Source organism: Bdellovibrio sp. HCB2-146 (assembly GCF_047345725.1).
Lineage (GTDB): Bacteria > Bdellovibrionota > Bdellovibrionia > Bdellovibrionales > Bdellovibrionaceae > Bdellovibrio.
Window position 1 is genome coordinate 124,138 of sequence record NZ_JBLEQP010000002.1, and the last position, 19,377, is coordinate 143,514.

16 protein-coding genes are annotated in these 19,377 nt (G+C 44.4%); 12 read left to right on the plus strand and 4 right to left on the minus strand.

What is annotated here, in order from left to right; translation table 11 throughout:
* Position 1: 1 nt before the first annotated feature.
* Complete coding sequence (locus tag ACLWOR_RS11530; protein WP_413940885.1) at positions 2–1,639, minus strand: methyl-accepting chemotaxis protein; 1,638 nt, start codon at positions 1,637–1,639, stop codon at positions 2–4.
* Positions 1,640–1,829: 190 nt separating this feature from the next.
* Between ACLWOR_RS11530 and ACLWOR_RS11535 the strand changes: the two genes are divergently transcribed.
* The 6 genes from ACLWOR_RS11535 (at position 1,830) to ACLWOR_RS11560 (ending at position 7,208) form a co-directional block, all read left to right on the plus strand.
* Positions 1,830–2,723, plus strand: a complete 894-nt coding sequence (locus ACLWOR_RS11535; protein ID WP_413940886.1) for a hypothetical protein — start codon at positions 1,830–1,832, stop codon at positions 2,721–2,723.
* Between the two features lie 83 nt (positions 2,724–2,806).
* Complete coding sequence (locus tag ACLWOR_RS11540; protein WP_413940887.1) at positions 2,807–3,544, plus strand: efflux RND transporter periplasmic adaptor subunit; 738 nt, start codon at positions 2,807–2,809, stop codon at positions 3,542–3,544.
* A 4-nt stretch (positions 3,545–3,548) separates the two neighbouring features.
* Positions 3,549–4,286 carry an ABC transporter ATP-binding protein gene (locus ACLWOR_RS11545; RefSeq protein WP_413940888.1) on the plus strand — a complete coding sequence of 246 codons (738 nt, stop codon included), beginning with the start codon at positions 3,549–3,551 and terminating at the stop codon, positions 4,284–4,286.
* Positions 4,283–5,026 carry an ABC transporter ATP-binding protein gene (locus tag ACLWOR_RS11550; protein ID WP_413940889.1) on the plus strand — a complete coding sequence of 248 codons (744 nt, stop codon included), beginning with the start codon at positions 4,283–4,285 and terminating at the stop codon, positions 5,024–5,026. The genes ACLWOR_RS11545 and ACLWOR_RS11550 overlap by 4 nt, the downstream gene beginning before the upstream one ends.
* Complete coding sequence (locus ACLWOR_RS11555) at positions 5,023–6,138, plus strand: ABC transporter permease (protein WP_413940890.1); 1,116 nt, start codon at positions 5,023–5,025, stop codon at positions 6,136–6,138. Before ACLWOR_RS11550 ends, ACLWOR_RS11555 begins: the two co-directional genes overlap by 4 nt.
* Positions 6,135–7,208 (plus strand): ABC transporter permease, encoded by a 1,074-nt coding sequence (locus ACLWOR_RS11560; protein ID WP_413940891.1) that lies wholly within the window; start codon positions 6,135–6,137, stop codon positions 7,206–7,208. The genes ACLWOR_RS11555 and ACLWOR_RS11560 overlap by 4 nt, the downstream gene beginning before the upstream one ends.
* A gap of 219 nt (positions 7,209–7,427) precedes the next feature.
* Here ACLWOR_RS11560 and ACLWOR_RS11565 read toward each other — a convergent pair whose 3' ends face one another.
* Complete coding sequence (locus tag ACLWOR_RS11565) at positions 7,428–7,760, minus strand: hypothetical protein (protein WP_413940892.1); 333 nt, start codon at positions 7,758–7,760, stop codon at positions 7,428–7,430.
* A 130-nt stretch (positions 7,761–7,890) separates the two neighbouring features.
* Between ACLWOR_RS11565 and ACLWOR_RS11570 the strand changes: the two genes are divergently transcribed.
* Positions 7,891–8,295: a hypothetical protein gene (locus tag ACLWOR_RS11570; protein WP_413940893.1), complete on the plus strand. Its 405-nt coding sequence runs from the start codon at positions 7,891–7,893 to the stop codon at positions 8,293–8,295.
* On the opposite strand, the gene ACLWOR_RS11575 is transcribed toward ACLWOR_RS11570, so the two are convergent.
* Together ACLWOR_RS11575 and ACLWOR_RS11580 are read right to left on the minus strand one after the other, a co-directional pair.
* Positions 8,292–9,206 carry a hypothetical protein gene (locus tag ACLWOR_RS11575; protein ID WP_413940894.1) on the minus strand — a complete coding sequence of 305 codons (915 nt, stop codon included), beginning with the start codon at positions 9,204–9,206 and terminating at the stop codon, positions 8,292–8,294. The two genes, ACLWOR_RS11570 and ACLWOR_RS11575, sit on opposite strands and share 4 nt — an antisense overlap.
* A gap of 182 nt (positions 9,207–9,388) precedes the next feature.
* On the minus strand, positions 9,389–11,272 hold the full coding sequence (locus ACLWOR_RS11580) for a hypothetical protein (RefSeq protein WP_413940895.1): 1,884 nt from the start codon (positions 11,270–11,272) through the stop codon (positions 9,389–9,391).
* A 149-nt stretch (positions 11,273–11,421) separates the two neighbouring features.
* On the opposite strand from ACLWOR_RS11580, the gene ACLWOR_RS11585 reads away from it, so the two are divergent.
* From ACLWOR_RS11585 to ACLWOR_RS11605, 5 genes are all read left to right on the plus strand, one after another.
* Complete coding sequence (locus ACLWOR_RS11585) at positions 11,422–12,360, plus strand: hypothetical protein (protein WP_413940896.1); 939 nt, start codon at positions 11,422–11,424, stop codon at positions 12,358–12,360.
* Positions 12,361–12,479: 119 nt separating this feature from the next.
* Entirely contained in the window at positions 12,480–15,059 is a 2,580-nt protein-coding gene (locus ACLWOR_RS11590; protein ID WP_413940897.1) for a PAS domain S-box protein, read from the plus strand.
* Positions 15,060–15,091: 32 nt separating this feature from the next.
* On the plus strand, positions 15,092–16,225 hold the full coding sequence (locus ACLWOR_RS11595) for an alpha/beta hydrolase (RefSeq protein WP_413940898.1): 1,134 nt from the start codon (positions 15,092–15,094) through the stop codon (positions 16,223–16,225).
* Between the two features lie 130 nt (positions 16,226–16,355).
* Positions 16,356–17,768 (plus strand): hypothetical protein, encoded by a 1,413-nt coding sequence (locus tag ACLWOR_RS11600; RefSeq protein ID WP_413940899.1) that lies wholly within the window; start codon positions 16,356–16,358, stop codon positions 17,766–17,768.
* Positions 17,769–17,882: 114 nt separating this feature from the next.
* Positions 17,883–19,376 (plus strand): hypothetical protein, encoded by a 1,494-nt coding sequence (locus tag ACLWOR_RS11605; RefSeq protein WP_413940900.1) that lies wholly within the window; start codon positions 17,883–17,885, stop codon positions 19,374–19,376.
* The last annotated feature ends 1 nt before the right edge of the window (position 19,377 follow it).

Here is a 19,377-nt window from a genome sequence, read left to right on the forward strand (position 1 = left end):
ATTAAAAGCCGTCTGTTGTCCCAACTTTACGGTGAGGAACGTCGTCATCAAACGGAATGACTTCAGAGCTGGATCCCTGTGCTTTTTTCTCCACTCGACGCGGAGCTGGTGCTGCTTTTGTTGGCTTTTTAAGTTCGATAACGCGAGCAGGTTTTGCTTCTGGAGCAGGGGCTGCTTCTTCGTTTGATCCCGCACCCAGAACCAGTGAATTAAGCTCAGAAACCAGCTTTTTCATTTGGAACGCCTGGGCGTTGATTTCTTCCGCAGAAGCGGCGATTTCCTCAGAGGAGGCGGCATTGGCTTGCGCACTTTGATCCAGTTGGTTCATCGCCTTGCTAATCTGTTGAATGCCGTTTGTTTGTTCTGAGCTTGCAGACGAAATTTCGCTGTTAAGATCAGAAACTTTTTTAACCGACGTCACGATATTCAGAAGAACTTCGCCAGAGCGATCGGCTGTTGTTGAACCTCGTTCTACTTTTTCCGAGCTATCGCGAATCAGGCCGGTGATATCTTTGGCTGCTGACGCGGATCGTTGAGCAAGTGCGCGAACAGCTTCTGCAACCACGGCAAAGCCTTTTCCTTGTTCGCCAGCGCGGGCCGCTTCAACGGCAGCATTTAATGCCAACAAGTTCGTTTGGAAGGCGATATCATCAATCACGCTGATGATTTCTTCAATTTGATGAGATGATTTAGAAATATCAGTCATCGAATCAATCAAGTTTTTGATTTCAACCTGGCCCTTTTCAGCAGCGTCTTTTGAGGTTTGCGACAGCGTGGCTGCCTGATGGGCGTTATCCGAGTTCATGCGCACCATCGATGACATTTCTTCAAGAGAAGCGACTGTTTCTTCAAGAGAAGCGGCTGACTCTGTTGAAGCTTGTGAAAGAGTTTGTCCGGCACTCGTCAATTGGTTGATCGCGCCTGCAACTTGGTTTCCTGCACCTGTGAGTTGTTCAGTGATCAGGCGGATTGAGTTTGAAACTTTGAAAGCAATCCACATAAGAATAGCGAAGAGACCAATGCCAGAAGCCAGTGCTGTCAAAAGAACCAACTGAGTTTTAAATTTGCGCTCCGACGCTTGAGTTTCGTTTTTTGCTTTAGCAAGCTCTTGATAAATTTTTGTATTGGCTTGAACGGCTTTACGAATTCCAATCGACATCTTGTGCCATTCACCACCATTGAGGTACTTTAAAACTTCAGCATCGTCCTCGGGAGTGTTCTTGCCCAGATGCTTGATCATCAAAGAAGTCAGTTCATAAAAACGTGCTTTTTTCTCTTTCACATCGGCGTAATTTTTTTCAGCCTCTGGAGTTGTTGAGCTGCCTTCATAGGCGTCTTGCGCAACTTTAAAACGGTCAAAAGCTTGTTGAGCTTTATCAACGAACTCCGCGTTTTCATTTGCATCTTTAACGCCGATTGCAGCCCACATAAAGTAACCAACACTGGCGCGCTCGGTTGTGATTTGACCTAGAGAATCGGTATTTGGAATCACGTGTGTGTAGGCTTCATTAAGATAGCTACCGAGCTGATTCATCGTGGAAATCGACAGCCAAGTGAGGACAGAAAATGCGATAAGTGGGAGACACGCTGAAAGAAGAAGTTTTCCCCGTAAACCTTTAAACCATGATCCAAATTTCATACCGATCCTTTCACGTGAGAAGTTTTCATAAACTAGTTCTTATTTCGACGCATTCTTTCAATTTCTTAATGCTAGGAAGTGTTAAACATTACTTCGATGCATTGTTTCACAGATAAATGATTAATGTTTGAATTTGGCCGCATCATATTGATACGATTTTTGGAACGTCTAGACTCAAGGAGGGGTAGTCATGACTCTTACGACAATTCGTCGTGCGGTAACGGGGCTTGCATTGATCGCAACGCTTGGTTTCACGCACCATACAGCATCTGAAAAAACACTTTGTGCGGGATTTCTTCCGCCAAACAATATGAACATTCCAGTGGGGTTGTTCTCTACAGGTGGTATCTCTGAACAACAATTTAACGATGTTTTGGATCGTATCGAAAAGATCTATAAAGCTGATGTTGAAAGAAAAGGCGATACACTTCGTATCAATCGTCTTTGGTCAGACGGTACTGTAAATGCATCTGCGCAAAGAATGGGTAACACTCAAGTACTTAATATGTACGGTGGTCTTGCTCGTCATCCGGCTACGAACATCGAGGGCTTTGCTCTTGTTGCCTGCCATGAATTCGGTCACCACAACGGTGGAGCTCCGAAAACTGCTGGCTGGTTCGGCGGCGGTTGGGCAACTAACGAAGGTGGCTCTGACTACTTCGCGACTTTGAAATGTCTTCGTCGTTTCTTTGCTGAAGACGATAACGAAGCAATCTTGAAAGGTTTGGATTTGGATCCAGTTGCATCTGCAGCTTGCGAAGCGCAATTCACAAACAGACAAGATCAATTGCTGTGCCTTCGTTCATCTTTGGCAGGTCAATCTGTTGCAAACCTTTTCCAAGCTTTGAAAAAGGAAACAACACCTCCAACTTTCGGAACTCCTGATAAATCAGAAGTTCGTCGCACAAATGACAATCATCCAGCGACTCAATGCCGCTTGGATACATACTTTGCTGGTATGCTATGTGTAGCTAAAGAAAGCGAAGAACCAAGTAACTCTGATTACAAACAAGGTTCTTGCTATGCGCCACGCGACACTGCAGGCGTAAGACCACGTTGCTGGTTCGCACCACCAACAAACTAAGATCACAAGATCAAAATAAAAAAGGAGGCGCTAAGCCTCCTTTTTTATTTCCACTTTCCGACTGACGGGTCTAGGCTTTAATGATGAGCAATCGTCGTCGTCTTATCATCCCTGTTGCAATTGTTATCCTTATCACTCTTGGTCTTGTTATTAAGCGCATCTTTTTTCCCAGCACGTTTTATTATGCTGGCACAGTTGAAGTCACAAAAGTCGATGTTCCCGCACGTGTGGCTTCGGTGATTAAAAGCATCTCAGCTGATGAAGGTATGACGGTTGAAAAAGATCAAAACCTTGTGACGCTGGCTTGTGAAGACATTCAAGTGGCCTATGATTTAGCGAAAAAGAATTACGGACGAACGGGAAAACTTTTGCGTGGCGATGGAGTCTCACAAGAAGTTTACGATCAATCAAAAGCCAAAAAAGACGATCTTGAAGTGCGCATCTCCTGGTGTGATGTACGGTCTCCATTAAAGGGAACCATTCTGAGTAAGTATCATGAGGTCGGTGAGATGGTCGGCCCTGGAGTGAAACTGATGACCATCGGAGATATCGAAAGACCTTATGTTTATTTTTATCTCCCGCATGATCGCTTGGCTGGTTTGCAACTGCGCCAGAATGTCAAAGCACGCTTGCCTGAATTAGATGGAAAAGTTTTCGAAGGAGCTATTGAGTATATTGACCCGGAAGCAGAGTTCACACCCAAGAATGTGCAAACTCGCGAAGAGCGCACAAGGCTTGTATACGGAGTGAAAGTTCGTTTTCAAAACCAAGACGGTATTTTAAAACCAGGAATGACACTGGAGTGGGCTGATAAGGATTAGCGCCATGCAAGAGCTTTCTCTTCAAGTTCAGGATCTGAAGAAGAAACTTAAGAGCACCGAGGCGCTAAAGGGTCTGTCGATGTCTTTTCGTGCAAGAACTTTGCATGGGATTATTGGACCGGAAGGGGCGGGGAAAACCACGTTTTTACGACACCTGATGGGACTTCTGAAGGCAGACGCAGGTCGTATTTCTTATTTCAGTGAAGGGCAAGAGCAGGCCTTTGCGGATGTTCGACCTTATATGGCGTACATGCCGCAATCACAAAGTCTTTACGCTGAGTTGAGCATTCACGAGCATCTGGAATTTTTTAAAACTCTTTACGGGTTAAACGAAGATGCATATCGCAAACGTCGTGAAGAGCTTTTAAAAATGGCCCGACTCGAGCAATTCACCGAGCGTTTAGCAGGGCAACTCTCTGGAGGAATGTACAAAAAGCTGGGTCTTATTTGCTCCCTCTTGGCTTCACCGAGGGTTTTACTTTTAGATGAGCCGACAAATGGCGTGGATCCCTTGAGTCGTCGCGATTTCTGGTCTTTGCTTTATGAGCTGCAGGAAAAAGAAGACATTTTGATTTTGATCACCACCTCCTATATGGATGAAGCACTGAAATGCCAAGAAGTTCATCTTTTATTTGATGGACGAACTCTTGAAGAAGGCACACCTAAAAAAGTTTTAGAAGATCACAATGCTGAAAATTTTGAAGCTGTGTTTTTGCGCTACGATCAGGAGGGCTTGGTATGAAGTCCGTGATTGTAGAAAATCTCTCGGTGCAGTTTGGTGATTTTTTTGCCGTTCGCGATGTCAGTTTCAGTGTTGAAAAAGGAGAGATCTTTGGTTTTCTCGGCGCGAATGGAGCGGGGAAGACGACGACTATTCGTGTGTTGTGTGGATTGTTATTGCCGTCAACGGGACGAGCAGAAGTCGTCGGGCGAGATGTTCTGACTCAGGCTTTTGAAGTAAAAAGTCAAGTCGGCTATATGTCGCAGAAGTTCACTCTCTATGAAGATTTGTCGGTGGGCGAAAATTTAGCTTTTACGGCCTCTCTGCGAAAAATGGATAAAAATAAATATCGGCAGAGACAAGATGAGCTTTTACAATTTATTAAATTCCAACAAAGTTTAAAAACCATGGTCAAGGATTTGCCGGGAGGTATTAAGCAACAGGTCAGCCTCGTGGCTTCGATGTTGCACGATCCGGAAATTGTTTTCCTGGATGAACCAACCGCGGGTGTGAGTCCAGCCTACCGTCAACGTTTTTGGAATCTGATTCGGGATTTAGCGGCCAAAGGTAAAACCATGTTTGTGACGACTCATTATATGGATGAGGCAGAACAATGCGGTCGTATTGCCTTGATGCGCTCTGGTGAGCTGATTGCTCTAGATAGTCCGTTGAATTTGAAAAAACACAGTCTGCCAGATCGGGATCCCAAAACAGTTTCTTTGGAAGAAGTATTTATCGCGCAAGTGGAGGGAAAACCGTGAAAAAACGCTCCACAATTTGGGCGATTGCCAAAAAAGAAATTTTCCATATTGTGCGCGATCCATTCACAATGGCCTTGGCTTTGGCGATGCCTGTGATCATGGTATTTATCTTTGGTTACGCAATTGAATTTAACATGAACAATATTGGACTTGCGGTTTTTGATGCGGATCATACGGAAAGTTCGCGCTCTTTAGCGAGAGTTTTTACCAGTTCCAGTTATTTTCGTCCGTTGAATGTGAAAAGTCCGTCTCAGGCGTTGCAGGCTTTGGATGAGGGGAAGGCGCATGCCGCTCTCGTCATACCGCCCCGTTTTGAGGCTCATTTTCGCCAAGGATCTGAGGCGACGGTTCAAGTTTTGGTGGATGGGGCGGATAACTCTTCAGCGGGTTCGATCATGGGCTATCTCAACGGCATTCAACGTATGAGTCTTGAGAAGAAATTCGGTAAAGAAAATATCAAAGAGCCGGTTGAGATCGTTACAAGGTTTCTTTTTAATCCGGAGCTAAATAGCCAATGGTTCGTCGTGCCTGGCTTGGCCGCCGTGATTATTGCGATTCTTTCAATTTTACTAACTTCTCTGACCGTCGCACGGGAGTGGGAAAATGGCTCGATGGAGTTATTGCTTTCAACACCTGTAAGTCCAATCGAAATCATCATTGGTAAATTGCTGCCTTACTGTGTGCTGGGATTTTGTGCCGTGATATTTGTCTTTCTGATGTCACAGATCGTTTTTATGATTCCGTTTAAAGGATCACTCCTGCTTTATTTTTTCTCATGTCTCGTATTTCTGCTGACTTATTTGGCGCAAGGTTTGCTGATTTCAGTGGTGACTCGCAAACAGCAAATGAGTATGCAGTTTGCGATGATTTCAGGCCTTTTACCGACGATTTTACTTTCGGGTTTCGTTTTTCCAAATGAACATATGCCGAATTTTTTTTACTATCTGACAATGATTTTGCCGGCTCGTTGGTTTATTCAGATTAGTCGTGAGCTGTATTTACAAGGTGCCGGCCTTCGGGATATTTTGCCAGAGCTTTTCATGTTGATCGTTCTGTGTTTTATGATGCTGCTTTTGGCGACCAAGAAATTTAAAAAGGACGTGGAACCGTGAAGACGCTGATGGGTTTTATGAAAAAAGAACTTCTTCAGACATTGCGTGATCCACGAATGCGGATTTTATTGTTTCTTGCGCCTTGTATTCAGCTGACGATTTTTGGAACAGCTCTTTCTACGGAAGCGAAACGCATTCGACTGAGTATTGTGGGGGCGCCGACAGAGACCTTTATTCAAGATGTCTATCGTCAGAGTCTGGCTTCAAAATGGTTTATTCCGGCTAAGGTCACAAGCTCAGATCCATTTGAGCAAATACAAAAAGGTGAAGCTGATGCGGTTGTTCTTTTACCTACAGGCGGTCTGGATAAGGCCCTGGGGCGCGATGATGGCAAAGTGCAGTTGTTAATTAACGCTGTGAATGTGAATCGGGCGCAAAGTATAGAGCGGTACTTTATGAATATCGTGTATTCTCAGTTTGAGCGTGACCTGCCGCTTAAATTTGATGTGCGCGTGCTTTACAACCCGGCGATGGAAACTGCTCTCTTTTTGATTCCTGGTGTGATGAGCATGCTGGTCTGTTTGATCACAATTCTTCTGACCAGTATGTCGATCACCAAGGAAAAAGAACAGGGGACTTTTGAGACTTTGATTTCTGCTCCGATCATGCCCTCTGAGGTGATTCTTGGAAAGACTCTGCCTTTTGTTCTTTTAGGTGTCAGCAATATCCCCCTTATTGTGGGAGTGGCGATGTTCTTGTTCGGAATGCCACTACGAGGCTCGGCGCTTGTTTTGATGTTGTCAGCTTTGATTTTCGTATGTTGTACAGTCGGAATTGGACTTCTGATTTCGACCCTCGCGAAAAATCAACAGCAATCCATGATGGGCGGATTTCTTTATCTTTTTCCCTCTGTCTTGCTCAGCGGTTTGGTTTTCCCGATTGAAAATATGCCGTGGGCACTGCGGATATTTGCCTACATCAACCCACTGACTTATTTTATCGAGCTGCTTCGCAACATAATGCTTAAAGGCGGAGATGTGCGATTGATTTTACAAAATAATTTGATTCTTGCCGCGATGGCCGCTCTTTTTATTACGATCAGTTGGCGTCGCTTCCGCACAACTCTTTAGTTTTCAACAGAAACTGATCCACGAGTGTGTGCTTCGGGCGAGGTTTGGGGGCTGGGTTTTGGAAATTTCCAAGGCTTCGCGACACGGCATCCGGCCTCTGCTGTTGCCCACCTTCGGTGGGTTCGTGCCATCCAGGCACCAACAGAGGTCGCTACGTCTTGAAAATCTCCAAAACCCAGCCCCCAAATTTGCCGAACCTCAAAGCTCGGATACAATTTTCTATTTTAAAAACGCAAAGTTGTTACTCTTCGCAATATATAGATAAAGACCTAGCTCTAAGTGCTCGGGCTTTTTAGTCGTGCACCAATTTCTTCTTGTAAGTCGTTTGATGTGATATCGTAGTTTGGCGCAGGTGTGATTGATTTTAAATAGTGGATCGAATTTACGTTTGTTGTGGTTGAGATATCTTTGTTCTCTCGTCTTTTCTTTTTTATCGTCAGCTAAGAATGTTAAGTGTTGAGCTTTGGGAAAAGCCTTACTTAAGACATCGGTCTTAGCAAGAGTGCCGAGCCAAACCCATCGGGTGTAGGCTGTTTTATAGTTGCAGCCCACAATTCTAGCGGCCTCTCTACTACTGGTGCCCGGATATCTTAGGAGTTGGGCTGCGCACACAATTCGGGATCAGTTTCCTTGACTCTCTATGAAAAGCGAATAGGGTTGGTGTGCTTTACGAGGAGATTTTATGAAAGCTTCTGTTGTGACCCTTTTTCTATCTCTGGCATTTTCATTTGTGGCAAAGGCCGAGTCTTTTTCTTACGTCTGTGAACCTAGTATGAGCAATCCAGATCGCGTGCCTTATATTTTACAAGTGGAAGGTGAATCCATTCGTGTCGGGCAAAGTCTTGAAACCTTGAAAGCTGGAGAGAAAACTAAAAACAATCACTATGGTTATCTGGTAAACTATTTGGCTTACAAAGGTGAGTTGGAATCTTGGTATCCTGAGCGCCTTGTCAGATTGTACATCAAGCCGGAGCTTCTCGCGGGTGGTGCAGCGTTGTCAGACGGTGGTATGGGCGGATGGATGGTTCTTTTCGTCAATGGCTCAGGCTATTATCGTTTAGAAAATATGTATATGTGCCGTCGCTAAATAGGCAAACGGATGGGGCGCTCCAGGGGCGCCTCGGGATTCTTTCGCCAACGGAAATGATTGACGTTCAAAAGGAAAAATCCCATTCCAATATGAATGTATCCACCCATTGTTAAAAAATCGCGAACCAGTGAAGACATTCCATCCTGCATCGGGCTTGGAACCAGTCTGTTCAATATATAGAAAAACATTCCGGAACCTAATGCGAGTACGACATTCATGCCGAAAAAGCGCGTTGAAGCCTTTGTTCCTTCACGCCAGTGCAGTCCCACCACGGGAAGTAAAATCCAGTAAATACAGTGATAGAGATCCAACATAAAAAAGTCGAATTTCAAAACATCGTAATAAGCCATCAGTGCCAGGAAAATAAAAAGCCCGTCGCTGATAAAGAGATTGTCTTTGCTACGGTCCGGAAGGCGACTGAACATCACAACTGCCAAATACAAAACCGACATCGCACACAGAGCGATAAAAATATCTTCGTGAGAAATAAAGTCCATCATCCCAGAAGTTTTACTTAAGTGAGCATAGACCACCGAATGAAACGCAAAGCGGATCATAAAGAGGCTGCGTGTGGATGAAATCGAATAGTGGGGAAGTTGTTTTTGTAAAACCCAAGTTTCGGAAAGACTGTGATGCAAACCAAAATAAAACAGCAGCCCTGGTTGTTGAAAGCGGAAGCTAAAATAAACCAAAAGAATCATGCCGAGAATATTTAAAAGACCTCGGCGGGATTGAAACATCCCTAAGAGAGCGGGGGCGGAATAGTACAAAGAGCATATGTAATGTGTAAGAGTCATGGCCGCGACAAGGACCATAAAGCCTTCAAGCGGTAAAAGCTTACTTAAAAAGAGTACGAGAAGCAGACTGACTGTCTGAATAAGTCCAATGCTGACTTTCTGTAGGTTCATAGCGAAGTATCTTTCTCAGTGCTTTTGTGAGAGAGGCTTTTAGCAGTCTGCTACACAACATGCGAGCGAAAATGTAAGGATTCATCGAGATTTGGTCAATCTGACAGAAACTTAATACTCTGAACAGCACCGAATATACCCAGCGCTAGTGTTCACGTGAACCAATGGAACATCTTAGCCTCTTAAAAGAGGCCTTCGCAGGTTAAAATAGCATTCAGATCGAGTGGTTTTGGTGGTGGGCGAGGAATGGAGTTTCTCTTCATCGCGATGTCATAGACAGTTCCGCGCGAATTCGAGCGGAGGTACTCATAGGCCCCCATGAGTACGTCTGTGACCTGTTCATTTCGCATGATCACGATTTGCTCGTTATTACTTTCCGCATTTACGGAGTAATTAAACGAAGTTCCCGGGGTTGTGATGGCGAAATCAGGAATGATCATTATCTTATGGTGAATTTTCGAACTAATTTGGTGAGCTTCACCGTTTACGCGTAAGGTTTTTTCGCCATAAATTGCAGGTGCTGAGTATGTTTGAGCGCGAGTCTTTTCCAGCTCCTCTGGCGTTAACAATTGATTATAAACGCCGTTTGGATCCACTGAGAAAAGACCCGTGACCTTATCCTGAACCAGTCCATCCAGAGTTAAGAAAGAACTAAAATCACGATGCGTGAAAGATTGATCACCCAAGCCACCAATGTCAGCGACATAAGATCGACCTTCTGCGGCCGCCTGTTTTTTCTCGTTCGAAATGCGCAGAGCGAGAGCATCAGTCACGACCTTAGATGAAAATGCAAACTGCAAAAACCGCACGGGTCCCGTCGTCGTCAGGATGACTTGTTTTAAAATATCCGTGTTGATATCGCCCATGCCGCCATTTGGAGAAAATGAGAAAATCATCCACGGATTTTTAACGATCTTCCCGTTCGGCGTAGGAGCTGAAAAGAATTTATAAGCGCCGCCGATTGGAAAACCTGCATTGCCTTTTAAGAAAGCCGCAGTTCCACGGATTTTCATCTTTAAAACTTTATGCAATTGATGGCGGGCAAAGATGGCAGGATAAGTTCCTTTTACTATAATGGCGTGATTGGCGTTGGGAATTGATTCCTTTGGGCGAATCTCAGGCGGAAGGTTTTTTAAATCGCCTTCTTTTCCGATACAAGACTGAGTTAAGTTTCCAGATAAAAACATAACCGCGGCATTGGGTCCGTTTGGATCCCGCACGATCATTTTCATATGGTTAAGTCCCACAGAACTCACACGAACAAAATCAAGACCGGCAGACTTTTGCGATTCAAGAAATTCAGCGACTGCTTTTACTTCTGGTCGCGCTTCGACGACGGCAGAATCCACACCCACACTGACATCGACATTTTCTTTGGCCTTAGCAGCAAATGTTTCGGCCACGTCCATCAAATCGAAATCATAAAAATTGGCCCAAACTTGAGATTGAGCTCCGTTGATAAACTTAATCACTTCGGCTTTTAGATCAGCCGCGGGAAGTGTCTTTTGTTCAGGTGTCCCATAACCTAAGACAATCGGATGATTCACAAAAGTTTCAACAGAAGTCATTGCGGGCTTATTTCCGGGAGTTGTGACAGTGAAAGCTTGAGTCGGATCACTTAAAACTTTTAAGCGCGCCAAAAGATCGGGATTATTTGTCACGAAAAATTCAAATTCTTTTTTCATTTGCGCACGAAGTTCAACGACAGCAGGTTCGCTGGAGTTGGTGTAAGATACTTGTGCCATGTAAGATTCCACGCGAGTCAGAAGCTCGGGAGCATTTTGCAAAATGGCGACAAGCTGACTCTCAGACAGACCTTTACTCTTAGGTCCCCACTGGAAAAGGGCTTGTTGGGCGGGGCTAATTTCTAAGAGCGGAGCCAGCTCAATATTGAGATAGTCATAAAGCAATTTATTGGTTTGAATTTGCGTGGCGATATTTAAAAGCTTGTCGTAATCATAACTGAGAGTTGAACGGGATGGAGCAATCTGGGCCTGCGCTACTTCGGCGCCCATCTGTCCAAAAGATAGACACAGAATAAGGGTCAGTCCTAACCATTTCCTCATAAAATCTTTATGAACTCTTGTCGTTTTCATACCTTTTTGGTTTGCATAAGGGAGGCCAAGGATCTTGTTAAATTTAGACAAATCGGTCTTTGATTTGCAGAGAGAATTTCCGGATTTCTTAGAGCACTGCCAAGTGCGTGGAGTTTGCAATGAGAGCTATTTGGATGTCGATGATCTTATCATCAATGGCCATTTTGGGGCCGTCGATATCTATTGCCAGTTCTGACATTTGCGCTCAGGTTTTGGATGATACTTTTGATTTTAACGGTCGTATTATCGTCGAAGAAAAAGCCCAGCGAGGCCCTCGTCTCCAGGAATATCAAGAACGTTTGATGCTAGTAGAGTCCCTGCTTGGAAATCTAAAGCGTCCCACGGAGACCCGTGTAACCGTGGGCCACCTGACGATTTTCAGTGTGTTTGATCGAAACGATTTTAGCGTTTATGTAGGTATTCAACCGCAAACGGCTTCCTGGAAAAGAAGCAAAGTGGATCTTGATACGCTTAACCATGAGTACGCTCATGCGATCTTTGAGAAAAATCTGCTTGCGTCGATTCCACAGTTTCGTGATCAATATGCGGCCATTGACGCTCGCGCCCGAGAGAATGATCCCGCGGTGATTTTGTATACGGCCCTTCATGAACTCTTCGCAGATATTGTGACTGTGGTGACGACGAAAAATCCAGACACCTTTCCGGAATTGTTAGCTGCTTCGCCAGAAGCATTGAAATCTTTTGAGCTTGGCGTCCAAGATTCTCACCGCGAGTTTACTTTCGAAGAACTTAATTATCGAAGCATGACTCTTGGAGCTCATCCAGGTGCGCTAAAGAGTTGGTCGTCTCTGCTTAAACAAACCGAATCCAAACAGCATCCTTATTTTTTACTTCTTCCGGCGCGTTGGAAGTTTTGGGGTCTTGTGCGAAACAAAATTTCCTCTGCTTCCTATCAGAAACAAATTATTGAACGTGTTTTCCCCATCTTGAGTCAAGAGGTGGAGCGAATGCTAGAATTCTCTCAAGATTCGTTAAGTGAAGCCGACGTTCAGGCTCTTAATTATCGCCTTATGAAGAGTCTGGAACAGGTCTTGTAGCTGCAAAAATGACTGGCCTCACAAGCTGGCTCAGGTTTCCCACGACTTTGTTAGATCACATTGAAATCCTTAGTTCGCAGAATTCTCGAATGATTTAAAGTCATATCATTGGAGAAAATATGTCAGAACCCTTAAGCTCCAACTCTCAGGCCGAGCTTCGTTACCGTACCATCTACGAATCCAATATGATTGGGATTGTGTCGACAAACTTAGAAGATGGTTCGATTTATGATGCTAATGATTATTTCCTCAAAATGCTCGGTTACAGCCGCGAAGAACTGCTGCGTGGTGATTTGAACTGGCAAAAGCTCACCACACCTGAAGCTGCAGAAGCCAGCCGGGAAGCGCAAAAAACCATCTTACGGTCGGGATCGGTCCAAACCTTTGAGAAAGAATATTTTCATAAAGACGGTCATCGCATTCAAGTTTTGATCACTCTGACGCTGTTTCAAGATGGAACTGTGATTGGTTTGGTCATGGATATTTCTCATCGCAAAGCCGTTGAACGACAACTCGAAGAGGTCAATCTGAAGCTGGAAGATATGGTTTCACAAAGAACCATGGAGTTGCAGCAGTCTGAAGCTTTTCTTGGTGCCATTATCGAAAATATTCCCAGTATGATTTTTGTAAAGCGTGCCCGCGACTTGCGCTATGTTCGCGTGAACCGGGCCATGGAAAAACTATTGTCGATTTCTCGAACTGAATTGATTGGAAAAACTGATTACGAAGCTTTTTCTTTCTCACGCTCACAACGATATGAAGCTGAAGATCGCAGGGCCTTGATGACGGGAAGGGCCATTGAGACGCCGTTGGAAGAGCTTGAAACCGAGCGAGGACTTCGTTGCATTCATACTATGAAAATTCCTATTCTAAATAAAGACGGAAAGCCCGAATATCTTTTGGGAGTTATCCATGATGTCACAGAAATGAAGCAGGCTGAGGAGCAAAGTTTAGCTCTTTTACAAGAGCAAATTATGCGGGAAGAGGCTGAGATTCGCGCACGACAAATGAGTTTTCTTTCAGACATGAGTTTTTTGTTATCATCTTCGTTTGATCGCAAAGAATTGATGAAGCTTTTTGCTCAACGTGTGATTTCTTCTTTTGCCGATGTCTGTGTGATTGAAATTTTAGATGAAGAAGCTCTTGATATTGTGCTCGCAGAAGTTGCGGCAGCAAAAGTCGAAGACGTGGAAATCATCAAGCGCTGGCGACAGGCTCACCCCATGCGTTGGGATTCACCGACTGGATCTGCTCAGGTTCTGCAAAAAGGCGTTTCCACAATTATCAATCAAGCTGAATTGAGGGAGTATGTCGCGAACACCTTTGGCGCAGACATTTCTGATTTGGAATCCAATCCGCTCTCAGTATCCTCGTTGTTGCTCGTTCCACTCAAAATAGGCGAAAAAAAGCCGGATGGCGTGGTCGTCTTTGTTTCGCGTAAATCAGGATATCAATTTTCGGATAATGATAAATTCGTGGCAGAAGAAATCGTCCGTCGTCTAGCGGTCGCGTTGGAAAATGCCAATCTTTACTTGAAAGCCCAAGAGGCGAGTCATGCAAAGACATCTTTCCTGGCTAACATGAGCCACGAGATTCGGACCCCTTTAGGTGCGATGTTGGGTTTTGCTGAAATCCTCTGCTCGGATACAAATTTAAGTTGTGAGCAAAAAGAAGCAGTAGAAACCGTCGCGCGAAATGGGCAACAGCTCTTAAGAATTGTCGATGAAATTTTGGATATTTCAAAAGTTGAATCGCAGCATATATTAATTGAACAAATTCCTTTTTCTCTTCCTTTGTTATTAAAAGATATTTCTCAATTGCTCCGCGGTCGGGCTGAAGAAAAAGGTGTGGATCTTGAACTGCATTGTGAGCAGCTTCCGGAAATCATTGTTTCGGATCCAACAAGATTGCGCCAAATATTGATTAATGTCATTGGTAATGCGATTAAGTTTACGGATCACGGGCGAATCTCAGTGGAAGCTAGTCAAATGAGTTCACCAGATGATTTACAAAAAGGTCGATTGGAGTTTCGTATCTGCGACACGGGCGTGGGAATTTCCCCTGAGCATCGGTTGCAACTGTTTCAAGCCTTTGTGCAGGCCGATAGCTCCACCACACGACGGTTTGGCGGAACAGGATTGGGCTTATTTTTATCAAGAAAGCTTGCGCGCCTTTTAGGTGGTGATGTCATTCTTGAATCCAGTACGCTGGGTGAGGGGAGTACTTTCGTGGTAACAACTGAATATACGAAAGCATCAAAAGAGGTGATTGAATGCGTAAGGGAGCATTCCCGTGAACCAGTGCCATTGGCGCTGACCAAAGGATCTCGCGTGCTGATTGTGGATGATGCTGCAGATAATAGAGAATTGTTCCGTCACTTCCTCAAAAGGGCGGGTATTTCTGATCAACAAATTGATACCGCTGAAACTGGCAAAGAGGCTGTGGAAAAAGCATCTCGCGAGGCATACGGAATTATTTTAATGGATATTCAAATGCCCGAGATGGATGGTTATCAAGCACTGGCTGAGTTGAAACGCCGCCATTATCAAGGTGCGATTGTCGCTCTGACGGCCCATGCAATGAAGGGGGATAAGGAAAAGTGTCTGCGCGCCGGATTTGATGGATATTTGCAAAAACCCTTAAAACTAGAGGACCTGCAAAGAACGCTGGGCTTTATGAACAATTCGCATCCAAGTTGACGTCGGGTCCATTTCACTGCCATAACTGATTCATGATGATTTTAATTGCTTATCTTTTGTCATGCTATCTTCTGCTGATCAGCGTGTGGGTGTATCGCCAGCCACAATTGGGTTTTGCTTGGACCAGCTCTCTTTTTGGTTCGGTTTTTCCACTTTACTGTGTTTTGGTTTCAGGACTTTTGAGCTTTTGGGAAGTCATGCAAGGGCCTCCGGTATTAAGGCCGTTTTTTCTGGCGATGAATTTGTTTTCCGCAGCTTTACTTCTGCGCCCGGTTGTATATTTTCTTTTTTCGCCATCCACTTTTGATCAAGACTTACAAAGTGTGTTTCCGGTTCCAGAGGCAAAGCGCTTTCAACCTCAATTTTTAAAACTTTTCGGTTTGCAAAATTGGTCGCGCTCGTCAGGGCCGCAGCATGTGGTGCAGAACCGTCATGGTCATGATCTTAAAATTCAAATTCACCATGCGCAAGATCCCCAAGCTCCCTGTGTCTTTCAAATTCATGGTGGCGGATATTCTCGCGGAGATTTTGAACAACTCAATAACTACAATCGTTTTTTAAATAAGCTGGGTTATACGGTTGTGACCACGAGCTATCGTTTTATTCCTGATCATGCGTGGCCGGCACAGATTGAAGATGTCCTGGATGTTTATAATATTCTTTTGGAACGCGCGAGTGAATTTGGCGTGAATACATCGCGTATCGTTTTTTCGGGGCGTTCAGCGGGAGGACATCTGGCATTGCTTGCGGGTCTTCGTTTGCAGGATCCACGAATTGCCGGAATTATTTCTTTTTATCCTCTCATTGATTTTGAAGTCTTCTATCGCAAAGGTTTTGCGGGCGATATTTTGGATACGCCTAACCGAGTGATGCAATTATTAAAAGCAAAACCTGATGAGAACCCGGCAATCTATGCTGACATTAATCCGATCCGCTATTTGCATGATAAAGCGCCGCCGATTTTCCTTGTGCATGGAGATCGTGACTCGGTGGTTTCTATCGAGCATAGTTGGATTTTCCGCCAAGCCTTAGTCGCGAACAAAACGCCTCATTATTTGCTGCAGCTGCCGTTTGAATCACATGGTTTTGATGTGAATTTGAACGGGCCCGGCGGGCAAAAATGTGCGTTCGCCATTCGCCAGTTTCTCGCCTCTGTTCTTAAGTAAGTGCCGTAATAGGGCCCTCTGATACAGGCCTTAAACAGTCAAAACGAGTATAAGCGTATTTAAGTCGGGAATAGCCGTTGCAAGGACCGCCGAGGGTAGTAAATTCTACATGCCCAATTGGAGAGGTTTAATGAAAGCACGTAACTATATTCGGGCCGTTCCGCGTTCGATTTTGACTGCGGGTCTCGCATTATCATTAGTTATTTCAAGTGCGGGTCATACTCAGGACCGTACAGAAGGCACTTCGGCAGGGATCAGTGCAGTCGTTCAAGATAATGCCTTTTTGGAGCGTGTAGAATCTTTTCGTGGCTCTATAGCAATTCAAGTTCTCCAAGTTTTTAATCCGATCGTGCAAGAAAGCCAAATTTCAGAGAGTGATAAAGAATCGCTCAAAAATATGGCAACTGAGTTCTTGCGCGCTTTGGATCGCCAACTGCTCCAGTATAAAGCTGACTATAGAAGTGAATTTATCACTCTTGAAAAAGTCGACGGTGCGAAAGAGCGTTTGATGAATGCGGAGTCAGATATCAAGTGGGCCGTTGAGAAAACTTTAAACGCCATGGTTCAGCTTTTAGATACTCTTGCGGATGGCAAGCCTGTCGCAAAAACCAAAAAATACCAAGATCTTATTGTCGAAGTCACACGCCGTTTAGACGCAAATGAGCGCATGTCGACAACTCCCATGGATCTTCTTAAGAATTTAGCTCCGGTTAAAAAAGGTTTGGTGCGAACTCTTTGCTCGGTTGTTACTCGTCTTTGTATGAATCAAAATGTCAGCAAGGTGCTTCGTGAAATTCCTGAATCTGCGTTTTCCCGTGAATCTCTTCAGGATATGAAAATTGAAGTGGTCTCCAAAACGGGTCAAGTTTTGCCAGGTTTGAATCTGCCAAACAATGCGGCCGTGATATTTGCCATGAACCATGACCACGCTATTTTGGATCTTAAGAGTATCCAAATTCTAGCAGAGAAAATGGGTATCGACCGCAACATGGTTCTCACAACAACGGATGCCTGGCCTCAAGCGAAGTTTATGAAAAACCATGATCCCAACATCATGTACATCCAAGAAAAAGGTCTTGCGCAAAAAGTGGTGCAAAATATGAAAGATCATAAAGGCGCACGTCCGATTGCTTTTACGATCTATCCAGAAGGGCAATTGCCATTTTGGGGAACTCAGTTCCCACTGTATGCGAAATTTGGCGCGTTTATTATTGCTCGTAAGGCAGCCGTGGCTTTAAAGGCCGAGCGTCCGGTTTATTATATCGAAGTTCACTCCAACTTCTTAAAAAGTATTACGTCTGAAGCCTCTGTGCCGTTAAAACTTCAAGTTCTCGAGCCTCAAATCGTACCGACTGAGCCTCTCACTGAGCGTGATGCCTGGGCTGAAAAAACTCGTTTTGAATTTGAGGAAAGAGCAAATACGGCAGAAAAACGGGGTTTGCAATACGACTTGATTGAACGTCGTAAGATCCCGGGAACACTCATCAATACGACTACGCAAGTGAAACCTTATCAGGTTCGAAGCTGTGAAGGAATGTTCTAGGGTCAATTAGGGGCAACTGTCGAATGCCCCGACAGATTTCTGTTCTGAAATGCAACCTATTGAGTCTGTGGTTGCATTTAGTTTGCATAGCAAAGTGCTCGTGTGGAGGATCTTGTGGAGCGTAAATTGTTAGGTAGCCGTCTAGCGGTGAGTAAAAACATGATTGCGATGTCTCTTTTGGCGCTGGTGCTTTCAGCCGGTGTAACGCAAAGAGCTCATGCAGCTGAGATCTGTGCTGATCAATTCAGTGATTCAGTTGCCTCCGTTAAAATACCTAAAATTTCAGAAAAGGCGTCTGACAAGAAGTCGTCCGAAAAAGCGGCAAAGGAAACTGCGAAAGAATCCACCCTTAAAGAGCTTCGCGACAATTACGATGCCAATAACAAAAAACTCGCAGAACGCTATCCAAAATTTGCTTTTGCGTTTAAAGATCCCGAGGCTTTCGTTGCAGAGATGAGATCTCGCTTTGAAAAACAAAAAGCGATCACCCCTGAAGATCCAAGACAGTTTGACTTCCCAGAAGCTGCAGAGTCTTTAAAATTTATCGTGGACGATTTAGCAACGTTCCGCGAAGAATTGATCAAAGACTTGCAAAAAGAAAAACGCACTCTTTCAAATCGCCTTTCGCATGCGGTATTTAACGAGCGATCTAAAAAAGTTGAGAACATCACAAAAGCTCTTTCATTTGTGAATCGCTTGCAAGGTGATATCACGAAAATGATCGAGTCGAATAAGTATCCTTATATTGATACGGTGAATGCGACATATTTCTATTCACGTATCAGAGGTTATTTCCAGTTTGCTGAGTTGAATACGTACTACACCATTGCGAAGTACCTTGATATGGTCATGCATGGATACCGTAAAAAGAGCATGGATCAAGAGCTTGAAATGTACAAAAAGGCCGAGGGTGCCATTGTGCAAGTCCGTAGCGGCAAGATCGCAACTGAATTCCGTATTGCTGAAGTTCCATTTAAAAATGCTTTCGAGCGCAAAGACTACCTTGAGTATGTTGTGATTCCATCTGTCCACGCGATGGGCGAGTCGGCATTCATGCACGTGCTCCCGCACAATATTCATATTTTTGGTGCGACAAATACACCTATTGCTGCTGATGGTTTTAACAGACCAGGTGGCTTATTCTGGTCACATGATGTGCGTCACGAAGCAGACCGTTACATGAAAGTGCGCGGCTACGTAGAAGCGCAAAAGATGACCGAAGAACAATGGTCGACAATGAAGCTTTACATGCACAAATGGCAAAGTGAATTTTTGGAACTTCGTAAATCCATTCAAGATCCGGATTTGCAGGCTTCTGTAAAACACTATCATTTTTATACTCATCATGATGTCGGTGTTCCGTTGACGCCAAGTATGTTCCTGAATCTTCATAGAAATGGGTTGAAGGTTTATTACGGCTTCTTGATCCACAAAAAATTCTCGAAACAGGGGCCAGGCTTTAACAAGTGGATTGAAAATACCAATAAAGCCCAAGAGATTCTTGAAAACTTCTGGAAGGAAAGACTTCCAATTGAAAGAGCGATTCTTGGTCACGAGCCTGTAAAAGTCAGCGAGTGGGCTAAGATTTTTCCTGAAGGCGCAAATTAAT